General features: G+C 65.9%; 13 protein-coding genes. 9 read left to right on the top strand and 4 right to left on the bottom strand.

The annotated features are described in order from the left end of the window. The first annotated feature begins 260 nt into the window (after nucleotides 1–260). From HMJ39_RS10305 to HMJ39_RS10325, 5 genes are all read left to right on the top strand, one after another. A complete protein-coding gene (locus tag HMJ39_RS10305) occupies nucleotides 261–2,426 on the top strand; it encodes a TonB-dependent receptor (RefSeq protein WP_194297237.1) in 2,166 nt (721 codons plus the stop codon). Nucleotides 2,427–2,487: 61 nt separating this feature from the next. Then, complete coding sequence (locus tag HMJ39_RS10310) at nucleotides 2,488–3,627, top strand: PepSY-associated TM helix domain-containing protein (protein WP_194297244.1); 1,140 nt, start codon at nucleotides 2,488–2,490, stop codon at nucleotides 3,625–3,627. Beyond that, entirely contained in the window at nucleotides 3,624–3,815 is a 192-nt protein-coding gene (locus tag HMJ39_RS10315) for a hypothetical protein (protein WP_161384154.1), read from the top strand. The genes HMJ39_RS10310 and HMJ39_RS10315 overlap by 4 nt, the downstream gene beginning before the upstream one ends. A 40-nt stretch (nucleotides 3,816–3,855) precedes the next feature. Then, nucleotides 3,856–4,470 carry a DUF2459 domain-containing protein gene (locus HMJ39_RS10320; RefSeq protein WP_194297238.1) on the top strand — a complete coding sequence of 205 codons (615 nt, stop codon included), beginning with the start codon at nucleotides 3,856–3,858 and terminating at the stop codon, nucleotides 4,468–4,470. A gap of 113 nt (nucleotides 4,471–4,583) precedes the next feature. Next, entirely contained in the window at nucleotides 4,584–5,165 is a 582-nt protein-coding gene (locus tag HMJ39_RS10325) for an LOG family protein (protein ID WP_194297239.1), read from the top strand. 1 nt (nucleotide 5,166) lies between these two features. Here the strand turns inward: HMJ39_RS10325 and HMJ39_RS10330 are convergent, their stop codons facing one another. Beyond that, nucleotides 5,167–6,474: a uracil-xanthine permease family protein gene (locus tag HMJ39_RS10330; RefSeq protein WP_194297240.1), complete on the bottom strand. Its 1,308-nt coding sequence runs from the start codon at nucleotides 6,472–6,474 to the stop codon at nucleotides 5,167–5,169. 20 nt (nucleotides 6,475–6,494) lie between these two features. Then, nucleotides 6,495–7,121 (bottom strand): uracil phosphoribosyltransferase, encoded by a 627-nt coding sequence (gene upp / locus HMJ39_RS10335; RefSeq protein WP_194297241.1) that lies wholly within the window; start codon nucleotides 7,119–7,121, stop codon nucleotides 6,495–6,497. Nucleotides 7,122–7,320: 199 nt separating this feature from the next. On the opposite strand from upp, the gene ppa reads away from it, so the two are divergent. Beyond that, nucleotides 7,321–7,851, top strand: a complete 531-nt coding sequence (ppa, locus tag HMJ39_RS10340) for an inorganic diphosphatase (RefSeq protein ID WP_161384148.1) — start codon at nucleotides 7,321–7,323, stop codon at nucleotides 7,849–7,851. Between the two features lie 201 nt (nucleotides 7,852–8,052). Continuing rightward, complete coding sequence (locus HMJ39_RS10345; RefSeq protein ID WP_323370885.1) at nucleotides 8,053–8,757, top strand: OmpW/AlkL family protein; 705 nt, start codon at nucleotides 8,053–8,055, stop codon at nucleotides 8,755–8,757. Between the two features lie 66 nt (nucleotides 8,758–8,823). Here HMJ39_RS10345 and HMJ39_RS10350 read toward each other — a convergent pair whose 3' ends face one another. Both HMJ39_RS10350 and HMJ39_RS10355 read right to left on the bottom strand, forming a co-directional pair. Further along, nucleotides 8,824–9,435 carry a hypothetical protein gene (locus HMJ39_RS10350; protein WP_194297242.1) on the bottom strand — a complete coding sequence of 204 codons (612 nt, stop codon included), beginning with the start codon at nucleotides 9,433–9,435 and terminating at the stop codon, nucleotides 8,824–8,826. 85 nt (nucleotides 9,436–9,520) lie between these two features. After that, the gene (locus tag HMJ39_RS10355) at nucleotides 9,521–10,561 is read right to left on the bottom strand and encodes an AraC family transcriptional regulator (protein ID WP_161384147.1); all 1,041 of its coding nucleotides are present in this window, start codon (nucleotides 10,559–10,561) and stop codon (nucleotides 9,521–9,523) included. An 88-nt stretch (nucleotides 10,562–10,649) separates the two neighbouring features. Between HMJ39_RS10355 and HMJ39_RS10360 the strand changes: the two genes are divergently transcribed. Both HMJ39_RS10360 and cmoA read left to right on the top strand, forming a co-directional pair. Then, nucleotides 10,650–11,531 (top strand): metal-dependent hydrolase, encoded by an 882-nt coding sequence (locus HMJ39_RS10360; RefSeq protein WP_161384146.1) that lies wholly within the window; start codon nucleotides 10,650–10,652, stop codon nucleotides 11,529–11,531. Nucleotides 11,532–11,639: 108 nt separating this feature from the next. Further along, a complete protein-coding gene (gene cmoA / locus HMJ39_RS10365) occupies nucleotides 11,640–12,377 on the top strand; it encodes a carboxy-S-adenosyl-L-methionine synthase CmoA (RefSeq protein WP_161384145.1) in 738 nt (245 codons plus the stop codon). Nucleotides 12,378–12,491 lie beyond the last annotated feature (114 nt).

Below are 12,491 nucleotides of genomic sequence, written 5' to 3' on the forward strand. Positions count from 1 at the left end.
GCAGGCCGTGTTTGAGGATGCGAGTCACAAGCAAGGCTCGACCATGGACGGTTAATCGGGCATTTTGGTGGCTGTTCATTCGGGCTCCTGGAGGGCTGCGTAGTCTCACACCTCCAGTCTTCCGGGTACGCCCCGAATGAACAACCTACTGAAAGGTCACACCTAGGGCCGAACCGGACCGGACAAATAATGCAAACCATTCTCATTATGGGTATAGTCGCGGCTATCGAATCCGCCTAAATAACTCAACGGGGATCAGCATGCGACCGACCGCCTTCCGGCTTTCCGCCCTTACTCTCGCCGTGCTCGCCGGCACGGCCCAGGCCCAGGCCCAGACCAGCGCGCAGAACGACGACGGCAGCTACAACCTGGACGCGATCCAGGTGCAATCCAGCGCCGATGCCTCCAAGGAGGGCCTGAGCGAGGTGTTCGCCGGTGGCCAGGTGGCCGAGGGCGGCAAGGTCGGCATTCTGGGCACCCAGGATGTGATGGACACCCCCTACAGCTACACCACCTACACCGAACAACTGATCGAGGACCAGCAGGCCGCCAGCGTCGGCGAGATCCTGCTCAACGACCCGGCGGTGCGGGTGGCGCGCGGCTTCGGCAACTATCAGCAGGTGTATCTGGTACGGGGCCTGCCGGTGTATTCCGATGACATCACCTACAACGGCCTCTACGGCCTGCTGCCGCGCCAGTACCTGGCCTCCGAGTTCATCCAGCGGGTGCAGGTATTCCGCGGCGCCAACACCTTCCTGAAGGGCGCCGCGCCCGGCGGCAGCAGCCTGGGCGGCGCGGTCAATATCGTGCCCAAGCGCGCCCCCAATCAGCCTCTCAACCAGGTCACCCTGGGTGCGCAAAGTGGCGGCCAGGCCGGCCTCGCCGCCGATTTCGCCAACCGCTCCGAGGACGGCCGCTTCGGCATCCGCCTGAACGTTGCCCGCCACGACGGCGACACCGCCGTGGACGGCGAGGAAGAAGAACTGTCCATGGCGCACATCGGCCTGGACTTCCGCGAAGAGGTGTTCCGCCTGTCCGCCGACCTGGGCTTCCAGAAGCACCGCGTCGACGGCGGCCAGCCCAACATCACCTTCCTTTCCGGCGTACCCATCGGCGACGCCCCCGATGCGGACGAATCCATCGGCCAGCCCTGGACCTATTCAGACTCCAACGATATTTTCGGCACCCTGCGCGCCGAATACGATTTCGCCGACAACGTCACCGGCTGGCTGGCATTGGGCGCCCGGCGTGGTGAGGAAAATTCAAGTTTCGCCAACCCCGACGTCAGCAATACCGCGGGCGATTACACCGCCGGCCGTTTCGATACCGCACGCGAAGACCATGTCCTTACTGGAGAAACGGGGGTCCGTTTCAGGTTTGACACCGGCAGTATTGGCCACCAGGTCACGGTGTCGGGGTCCAGCTATGAGTTGAAATCCGATAACGCCTACGGGCTCTCTTCCGGCGGTGTCGCCGGCAATATCTACAATCCGGTCGCGGTGTCACGCCCGGCCAATACTTTCTTCGGCGGCGATCTGGATAACCCTGAATTAACCGCCCGCACCCGGTTCGACAGCGTGGCAATCGCCGATCAGCTGTCCATGTTTGATGAGCGCCTTTTGATTACCCTCGGGGGCCGCTATCAACAGATCAAAACCGACGACTATGATTACGACACCGGCGTTCGGAATACCGAAACCAGCTATGATGAAAGCGACATCAGCCCTACGGTAGGTGTGCTTTACAAGCTGACGCCTTCACTGTCCGCCTATGCCAGTTACATCGAGGGCATGGAGAAAGGGGACCGGGTCGGGCAGAACATCGGCGCGGTGAACGCCGGCGAATCACTGGACCCGTATTCCACGGAACAAGGTGAAATCGGCTTGAAGTATGACGGCGGTAACATCGGAGGAAGCGTGACCGTGTTCCGCAGTCGCAAGCCGGAAGCGGGACTCAATCAGGACAACGTCTACGAAGTGCTCTACGACCAGGAAAACACCGGCGTGGAACTGATGGCATATGGCAACCTGACCCGGGACCTGACCGTGCTGGGCGGCGTCAGCTACCTGGACGCGGACGCCGACGGCAACGACGCCATCGGCTCCCCGGACACCCAGGCCAACCTGAACCTGGAATACCGCGTGCCGCAAATGCCGGACCTGGCGGTGGACGGCCGGGTGATTTACACCAGCTCCCAGTACGCCGACGAAGCCAACGACCAGAAGGTGGACAGCTGGACCCGGCTGGACCTGGGCGCGCGCTACCTGATCGCGCTCAGCGACGACAAGTTCCTGACCCTGCGCGGCCGGGTCAAGAACGTCACCGGCGAGGACTACTGGGCCTCCGCCGGTGGTTATCCCGGCGAGGGCTACCTGACCATCGGCGCGCCGCGCACCGTGCTGGTCTCCGCCACCCTGGACTTCTGAACCGACCACCCAGGCGCCCCGGTCCGCCGGGGCACCCAGGCAATTTTCCATGAAGCACCCCATGCGACAATCCACCCTGCGGGTCTGGTCCGCGATTCATAAGTGGACCAGCCTGATCTGCACCGCCTTCATGCTGATGCTGTGCCTGACCGGCCTGCCGTTGATCTTCCACGACGAGATCGAGGCGGCCTTCGACACGGATCACTGGCAACCGGCCAATCCGGACGGCCCGATGCTGTCCCTGGACCGGATGCTGGAGGTGGCCCTGGCCAACCGGCCCGGTGAAGTGCCCCTGTTCATGAGCTTCGATACCGACCGGCCGGTGGTGAACGTGACCACCGGCCCGACCCCGGACGCCCCCGGCGGCGCCATGCACTTCGCCTCCTTCGACCGCACCAGCGGCGACCGGGTCCCCGGCCACCAGGACGGTGTCATGGAGTTCCTGCTGCAGCTGCACACGGACATGTTCCTGGGGCTGCCGGGCATGCTGTTCCTGGGCTTCATGGGGCTGCTGCTGATCGCCGCCATCGTCTCCGGCGTGGTGCTGTACGCGCCCTTCATGCGCAAGATGGAATTCGGCACCCTGCGGGTAAAACGCTCGCGGCGCCTGAAGTGGCTGGACTATCACAACCTGCTCGGCATCGTCACCGTGGCCTGGCTCACCGTGGTGGGGCTCACCGGCGTGGTGAACACCCTGGCCACGCCGATCCTCGACACCTGGAAGAACCAGTCCCTGGCGGACCTCACCGCCGACTACCAGGGCACCACGGTGCCCACGCCGGCGGAAATGGCGTCCCTGGACGCCGCCGTGGCGCAGGCGGAAGAGGCGGCCCCGGACCGTACCCTGCAGTTCGTCGCCTTCCCCGGTGGTGGCTGGTCCACGGACTTTCACTACGCGGTGTTCCTGCACGGCAACACGCCGGTGACCTCACACATCGTCACCCCGGCCCTGGTGAACGCGCGCACCGGCGAGTTCGCCACCCTGCGGGAAATGCCCTGGTACAACAAGACCCTGGCGCTCTCCGGTCCGCTGCACTTCGGCGATTACGGCGGCCTGCCGCTGAAAATTCTGTGGGCGGTGCTGGATGTGATCACCATCGTGGTGCTGATCAGCGGGCTGTACCTGTGGCTGGCCCGACGCCAGCCGGCGGCGCGGGCCGCCGGCACGGCGGTGCCTCCGCAGGCCGGGGGCGCCTCATGAACGGCGCGCCCCGCTCTTCCCGGGGCCTGCGCGGCATCTTCGCGCTGCCGCTGCTGATCGCCGTGGCCAGCCTGATAGGCCTGGTGGCGGCGCTGCTCGGCGATGGCGCCATGGACGCGCTCTCCTGGCTGGGGCTGGGCATGCCCGTGGCGGCGGTGGCCTGGGCCATGCGCACCCGGCGCCGCTGACGGAGGCGTTCCCACCTCTTGCCGCGCTACCATGGCGTGCATGAAACCCGGTCTTCTGTTCCTGATGCTGGTGCTGCTGATGGCACCGCCGCTGCACGCCGGCGACGCCGACCCGGCCACGGTGCTGGTGGTGCGCCACCGCTGGCACACCGGCATTGCCCTGCCGGCGGACCGGCTGAGCCCGTCGCTGGCGTTTCTGCGGCCCTATTACAGCGACCCGGCCTGGTACGAGATCGGCTGGGGCGACGACGATTTCTACCGCAACACCAACAACAACTGGAACCTGACCAAGGCCCTGTTCTGGCCCACCGGCACGGTGCTGCACGTGGTGGGGCTGGCCCGCCATCCGGCGGCGTCGCCGCACAGCGATCTGCAGGCGCTGTGCCTGTCCGGCGAAGCCCTGGACCGGTTGCAGGCGGTTATCGCGGCGGACTTCCGGCTGGGCGCCGACGGCCGGCCACTGTCGGACACTCCCGGGCTGTATGGCGACAGCCGCTTCTTCCCGGCCCGGGGCACCTTCTGGTTCGGCCATACCTGCAACACCTGGACCGCCCGGCGGCTGGCCACCGCCGGCGTCGCCGTGGACCCGGCCACCCTCACCGCCACCTCGGTGATCGAACAGCTGCGCGCCCTGCCCGCCGGCGCCTGCGACTAACCGGGCGCCGGCCGGTGACGCGGGTGGCCCCTGGCAACTTACCTGACCGATTTGCGCGGCGCCGGTCGCCGGTTCATGCTTGGCGCCTTTGCGGCCAACCAGTGGAGAAAAGCATGCGCAGTGTTTGTGTTTATTGCGGGTCCAGTCCGGGGCGGCGCGGCGTCTACGCCGAGGCCGCCCGGGGGCTGGCCCGGGAGTTGGTGAAGCGGGATCTGGGGCTGGTCTACGGCGGCGCCAGCGTCGGCATCATGGGCGTGGTGGCGGACGCGGTGCTGGACGCCGGCGGCCGTGTCACCGGGGTGATCCCCGAGGCCCTGCAGGAGAAGGAACTGGCGCACCCGGGGCTCACCGAGCTGCACGTGACGCCTTCCATGCACGAGCGCAAGACGCGCATGGCGGCGCTTTCCGACGGCTTCATCGCCATGCCCGGCGGCGTCGGCACCCTGGAGGAACTGTTCGAGATCTGGACCTGGGGCCAGCTGGGCTGGCATGACAACCCCTGCGCGCTGCTCAACGTGGACGGCTTCTACGACGGCCTCACCCACTTCCTGGACCACGCCACCGGCGAGGCCTTCCTGCGCCCGGCGCACCGGGAGATGCTGATCGTGGAGTCGGACCCGGCCCGGCTGCTGGACCGCATGGCGGAGTACCAGAAGCCGGAAGCCAAGACCTGGGTGAAAAAGGGAGACCTCTGACTCAGCGCTCGTCCTTGCCGCGGGCGTGCTTGAGCAGGTCGTCCACGTATTCCTGCTCTTCGTGCAGGTCGTCGGCGGTCTCCGGGGCCGCCGGCAACACCTGGTTAAGGAACACCGCCACCAGGCCGCACAGGCTGATGCCCTGCAGGGTGAATTCGCCGTTGCCCACCACCATGCCGCCGATGCCGAAGATCAGGGTCACCGCCACGATCACCAGGTTGCGCTGCTGGTGCAGATCCACCCGCGCCTTGATCAGGGTGTTCATGCCGACGCTGGCGATGGAGCCGAACATCAGGATCAGGATGCCGCCCATCACCGGAGTGGGAATGCTCTGCAGCAACTGGCCGAACTTGCCGATGAAGCCCAGGGCGATGGCGAAGATCGCGGTCCAGGTCATCACCACCGGGTTGAACACCTTGGTCAGCATCACCGCGCCGGTGACCTCGGAGTAGGTGGTGTTGGGCGGGCCACCGAACAGGGCGGCGGCCATGCTGGCGATGCCGTCGCCGGTGAGGGTGCGGTGCAGGCCGGGCTTCTTGATGTAGTCCTTGCCGGTGACGTTGCTGATCGCCAGCACGTCGCCCACGTGTTCGATGGCCGGCGCCAGGGCCACCGGGATCATGAACAGGATCGCCGGCCAGTGGAAACTGGGCGCCACGAAATCCGGCACCGCCAGCCAGCGGGCCTGGTCCACGGCGCCGAAGTCCACCATGCCCAGGGCCAGCGCCAGCAGATAGCCGGTGAGCACCCCGCACAGAATCGGCAGCAGCCGGAACAGGCCGTGGGCCAGGGTCGCCACCAGCATGGTGGTGACCAGGGCCACGGTGGACACCAGCAGGGCCTCGCCGTAGGGGAACAGCCGCTCGGCGCCGTTGCCGGTCATGCCCATGGCGAAATTCACCGCCGTGGGCGCCAGGCTCAGGCCGATCACCATGATGATCGGGCCGGTGACCACCGGCGGCATCAGCCGGTGCAGGAAGCCGGGGCCGCGCCATTTCACCAGGGCGCCCAGGATCACGTAGACCACGGCGGTGCACAGCAGCGCGCCCATGGTGGCGGCGATGCCCCACTGGTCGACGCCGTGGCTGATCGGCGCCACGAATACGAAGGACGACGCCAGGAACACCGGCACCGAGCGGCGGGTGATCCATTGAAACAGCAGGGTGCCGAGGCCGGCGGTGAACAGCGCCACGCTCGGGTCCAGGCCGGTCAGCAGCGGCATCAGCACCATGGCGCCGAACGCCACGAACAGCATCTGCGCGCCGATCAGAATGATCTTCCAGTTCCAGAATCCCGGTGAATCGCTCATGCGCTCCGCGCCCCCTTGCGTTATTTGGTGCCGAAAATCTTGTCGCCGGCGTCGCCCAGGCCGGGCACGATGTAGCCGTTCTCGTTGAGCCCCTGGTCGATGGAGGCGGTGTACAGGGTCACGTCCGGGTGCGCCTCCTGCAGGCGGCGGATGCCCTCCGGCGCCGCCACCAGTACCAGGGCACGGATCTGGGTGCAGCCGGCCTTCTTGAGCATCTCGATGGTGGCGAGCATGGAACCGCCGGTGGCCAGCATCGGGTCCACCACCAGGGCGAGCCGCTCGTCCAGACCGTGGGCCAGCTTCTCGAAATAGGCCACCGGCTCCAGGGTTTCCTCGTTGCGGTATACGCCCACCACGCTCACCTTGGCGCTGGGAATCAGCTCCAGCACGCCGTCGAGCATGCCGATGCCGGCGCGCAGAATCGGCACCACGGTGACCTTCTTGCCCTTGATGCGCTGGGCCGGCACCTTGCCCATCCAGGTGTCCACCTCGTAATTTTCCAGCAACAGGTCGCTGGTAGCCTCGTACGTCAGCAGGCTGGCCACCTCGGCGGTGAGCTGGCGGAAGCTGCGGGTGCTGAGGCTATTCTGGCGGAGCAGGCCGAGCTTGTGCTTGACCAGCGGATGAGCAATTTCATGTATAGGCATGGACGCGGCTCCTCGGAAGACGGCGGTTGTCGTACACATCAAGGGGGCGATTGTACCCCCGTAGCGCCATCTTCTCACCGGGGGCTACGACTTTCCGCGATTAGCCAGCCGGGCGGCGCGGTTGCTATAATCCGCGCCCGTCATACGGGGCACCGCCGCGGTCCCCTGCTCGCTGACTCCAATCGCTGAAGGACAGACCATGGATTTTGAAAAGGTACCCGCCGGGAAAGACGTCCCCGAAGACATCTACGTGGCCATCGAGATTCCGGCCAACGCCGACCCGATCAAATATGAGATCGACAAGGACAGCAACGCCATCTTCGTCGATCGTTTCATGGCCACCCCCATGTTCTATCCGGCCAACTACGGTTACATCCCCAACACCCTGTCCGAGGACGGCGATCCCCTGGACGTGCTGGTGGTAACCCCGTACCCGGTGGTGCCCGGCTCCGTGATCCGCTGCCGTCCGGTGGGCATCCTCAACATGACCGACGAAGCCGGCAAGGACGCCAAGCTGGTGGCCGTGCCGCACAGCAAACTGAGCAAGCTGTACGACGACGTCAAGGAAGTCACCGACCTGCCCGAGCTGCTGCTCGCCCAGATCAAACACTTCTTCGAGAACTACAAGGATCTGGAAGAAGGCAAATGGGTGCAGGTGGATGGCTGGGACAACGCCGACGCCGCCAAGAAGGAAATCCTCAAGTCCGTGGAAGCCTTCGAGAAGAAATAAGGCGCTCCACGCGACCAGGAACGGAAAAGGCCGGGGCTCCCCGGCCTTTTCTTTTTCACCGCCCTCTCTTTTTCACCGCACCGTCCCCGGTCTTGATTTGGGGCAATTCTTTGTTTCTGTCCCGGCGGCATCCTGTCCCCATTGCAATCAGCAACACGAACTCAGCATCACGAACTCAGGACCACATAGGGGACAGCAAAGATGGCATTCTCACGGCATTCTCTGGCTAAAGCGGTAACGCTGGCGATGGCGGGCTCGGTACTGGCGATGGCCGGCGCGGCCCAGGCCCACGAGGCGGGCTCCTTCATCGTGCGCGCGGGCGCCGCCACCGTCGATCCGCGCGAGGACAGCGGCACCCTGAAGTTCGACGGCGCCTCCGCCGCCGGCACCCAGGCCACCCTGGACAGCGACACCCAGCTGGGCCTGACGTTCTCCTACATGCTCAGCGACCGCCTGGGCGTGGAACTGGTCGGTGCCACCCCATTCGAGCACGAGGTAGGCGTGAAGGGTCTGGGCGCGGGCCTGGACGGCAAGCTGGCGGACATCAAGCATCTGCCGCCCACGGTGCTGCTGCAGTACTACCCGATGAACCCGGATTCCGCCGTGCAGCCCTATGTGGGCGCGGGCGTGAACTTCACCACCTTCTTCGAGGAAGACCTGACCAGCACCCGCAAGGCACAGGGCTTCAGCGACCTGGAGCTGGACGACTCCTGGGGCCTGGCCCTGGAAGCCGGGGTCGACTACATGCTCACCGACAAGCTGCTGGTCAACGCCTCCGTGTGGTACATGGACATCGAGACCGACGCCACCGTGAAGGGCCCCACCGCCCTGAGCATCAGCGAAACCAAGGTCAACGTGGACGTGGACCCCTGGGTCTACATGGTTGGCCTGGGCTACAAATTCTGAACCACCGCGTTCGGGGGGAATCGATCAAGGCCGGGCATTGCCCGGCCTTTTTCGTGGTTGACCGCGCTAGCCCCGCAGCATGCCGGCGGCCCAGAGCACCAGCGACAACAGGGTGCTCAACCACAACAGAGCGCCCAGCACGATCCAGATCCAGTTGGCCCGGGTCAGGCGGTGATTGGCCCGGCCGGGGCCGTCGCCCAAGGCGGCGTTGACCCTTTTCTGGCATTGCAGCAAGGTCCACCAGATGGGGATCAGGCAGGCCAGCCCGATCCATTGCGCCGCCAGCGCCCCAGCCCCATAGCCCGGGACCAGGCCGGTCAGGTTCGTGCCCAGGGTACACACCACATAGACCACGGCCAGAAGCAGCGGCGACACGCCGCCGTTGACGCCCGCCTGGCGGGCTTCCCCCGCCATGCGGTGAAACAGGGATGGCGCGAAGAAAATGCTGAACAGCGCGCGCAACACCGGCAGGCCGCCGCCACCACGGGCCTCCCGGTAGAGATACCAGTTCTTGTACTGCCAGTAGAGGTCGTAGAGACCCATGGTGGTCCAGAACAGCAGCGAGAATTTGGCCGGCGACACCACGTAGAACAGTGGCGCCTCGGCGTCCTCCGCCATCGGGGTCACTTCCGCGTCCGGCGCGCGATACAGATTGTTGGCGTTGCTGCTTTCTTCCATGAATCCCCCGTGTTCCGACGTCCCAATTAAAACCCATTTGCCATGACGGCTCCGGAAAAGTCGTCACCATTGCAGCACGATGGCCTCAACCGGGCGCGCCGCCGCCCCGGTACGCCTTGGGCGTGCGGCCGCTCCAGCGTTTGAAGGCACGGGAGAAATTGGCCACGTCGTTGTAGCCCAGGGCCCAGGCCACCTCGCTGATGCGCAGGGCGCGGTCGGCGAGCAGCTTGCGGGCCTGCCGGTAGCGGGCCTCGTCCTGCAGCTCCCGGTAGGTGAGGCCGGCCTGCTGCAGATGCCGCTTGAGGGTGCGCGGCGACACCGCCAGCCGCTCGGCCACCTCGGTGAGGTCCGGCAGGGGCGGCGCCTGGTCGCGCAGGGCGGCGCGCACCCGTTCCGGCAACGGCCCTTCCTGATTGGCGCGCCAGCGCCGGAATTCCAGCTCGCACTGCTCCCGGGCCAGGGCTTCCGCCTGGGGGTCCGCCAGGCGCGGACGGGCGCCGAGCAGGGCAGCGGAGACGATCAGGGCATCCCGGGGCTGGTCGTAGCGCACCGGTACCGGCACGGTACGGCGCAGCGCCTCGGCGTGGGCCGGCGGCGGCCCCTGGAAGTGCACCTCGGCGCCATCCGGCGGCGCCTCCATCAGCTGCTCGAGCATGTAGACGAAGCCGATCACCATGGCCTCGATGACGAAGCTGCGCACCGGCCCGGGGCCGAAGTCGGTGCGAAAGCACAGTGCCTGGCGATCGTCCTCCAGGGGCTCCCGTTGCACGTTCAGAAAGGGCGCGCGCAAGCCCAGGTAGCGGCGGGCGGCGTCCAGACCGTCGTCGATGGTGGGGCTGGAGAGCGCCAGCAGGCCCACCGGGCCATGCAGGGTGATGCGCATGGCCCGGGCGTAGCGGAATCCAAGGCCGGCCTCACCGACCCGGGCCAGGGCCGCCTCGGCGGCGGCGTTGGCCTGATCCAGGGGCAACCGGCATTCCGGGTCGAGCAGGCCCTGGCGGTCGAAACCCAGCCCGCGCAGCAGCGGCGCCGGATCATGGCCCAGCTCGGTGAGCACATCGCACAGCAGCACCACATAGATCCCGGGAACCCCGGGGGTGAACCAGGCCCGGCCCGAAATCACCACAGGTTGGCCCTCCACAACAAGACCGGAAAGGCCTGACTGGACCATAGTTGTTGCCATCAATCAATGGCATCCCGATCCGGAGACCACGATGAAACTGTTGTCCCGTTCCCGTCGCGCCGTGGCGCGGCTGCCGATCCGCCCACGGCGGATGAACTTCCGCTTCCAGGGCTTCGAGCAAAACCGTTACTGGTTCGACAACGATCCGGTACTGACCCATTTCATGAACGTGCTGTCGGTGACCTTCCCGGACGGCGAGCGCTTCTTCGTGGACGCGGTGCGTGCCTTCCGCGACCAGGTGGACGATCCCCAGCGCCAGAAGGATATCTCCGGCTTCATCGGCCAGGAGGCCATGCACTCCCTGGAGCACAAGGCGTTCAATGACCTGGTGGCGGGCCACGGCGAAGGCTACGACGCCCTGGTCGGCGAAGCCCTGGGCGTGGCCCAGCGCCTGCTGGCCGGCGCCCGCAAGCATCTCAGCGCCGAGCGGCAACTGGCCGCCACCGCCGGGCTGGAGCACATCACCGCGATCCTCGCCGACACCATTCTGCGCCGCGCCGACATGGTGGAAAAAATGGACCCCTCGGTGCGCCCGCTGTGGGTGTGGCACGCCATCGAGGAAACCGAGCACAAGGCGGTGGCCTTCGACCTCTACCAGGACGTGTCCGGCGACTACTGGCAGCGCCAGCGTGCCTTCTTCTACGGCACCGCCTACCTGACCGTGTTCAGCGCCTACTTCACCTGGCGCTTCCTCAAGGAGGACGGCGTTCACCGCCGGCCGCTGACGCTCGCCAAGGGCCTGTGGAAAATGTTCGGCTATTCCTTCGGCCACAAAGGCGTGGTCACCCAGGCGATCCCGGCCTGGTTCCAGTACCTGCGCCCGGGCTTTCATCCCTGGCAGGACGACAACAGCCACCTGCTCGAACAATGGCGCGACACCCTGCCGGAACCGGCGGTGACGGCGGCGGCCTGAGATCGCCGACGCGTCGGGCTCCGCCGCGCCTTCAAGTTCAGCTACACTCTGCGACGCGGGCTCCGCTCACCGCGGTGCGCGCGGACGCAATGAACACAAGGCGCACTTATGACATCCAACCGCAGGGACCGTCTGTTCACCGAGCAGGACAAAGCGATCGCCGACTTCGACTTCGGTGCACGCACCGCCGAAGTGTTCGACGATATGCTCGACCGCAGCATCCCCCAGTACCGCGAGCTGCAACGCATGATTGGCGAACTGGCCGGTGAACTCGCCACGCCCGGCTCCCGGGTTTACGACCTGGGCTGCTCCACGGGCATCACGCTCAACAGCCTGTACCACGCGGTGGCCCCGGACGTGGAACTGGTGGGCATGGATTATTCCCAGGCGATGCTGGAAAAGGCGCGCGCCAATCTCGCCGGCCCCTTCGAGGAAGGCCGCCTGCGTTTCGAACACGGCGACCTCAACGATGGCGTGCGCATCGAAAACGCGTCGGTGGTGGTGCTTAATCTGACGTTGCAGTTCGTGCGGCCGGTGAACCGGGAGGCACTGCTGCGTTCCGTGGTGGACGGGCTGCGGCCAGGCGGCGCGCTGATCCTGGTGGAGAAGGTGCTGGGCAGCGATGCCTTCCTGAACCGGCTCTGGATCAAGCTGTATTACGACATGAAAAAACGCAACGGCTATTCGGAAACGGAGATCGCGCGCAAGCGGGAGGCGCTGGAAAACGTGCTGATTCCCTACCGGCCGGACGAGAACATCAAGATTCTCATGCGCAGCGGGCTGGATAACGTGGATATGTTCTTCAAGTGGTATAACTTCGCCGGGTTTCTTGGCGTGAAGGCGTAGTGTTCATGGCGGTGGAGCATCGCGACTAAAGTCGCTCCTTGTGTCTCTCCGCAGGGGAGATGATTAGCTATCATCCCCCTTTCAGCCTGGTGGCAACCCGAGTCGCTCCTGAGG

It is taken from the genome of Alloalcanivorax profundimaris, assembly GCF_015265435.1.
Classification (GTDB): Bacteria; Pseudomonadota; Gammaproteobacteria; order Pseudomonadales; family Alcanivoracaceae; genus Alloalcanivorax; species Alloalcanivorax profundimaris.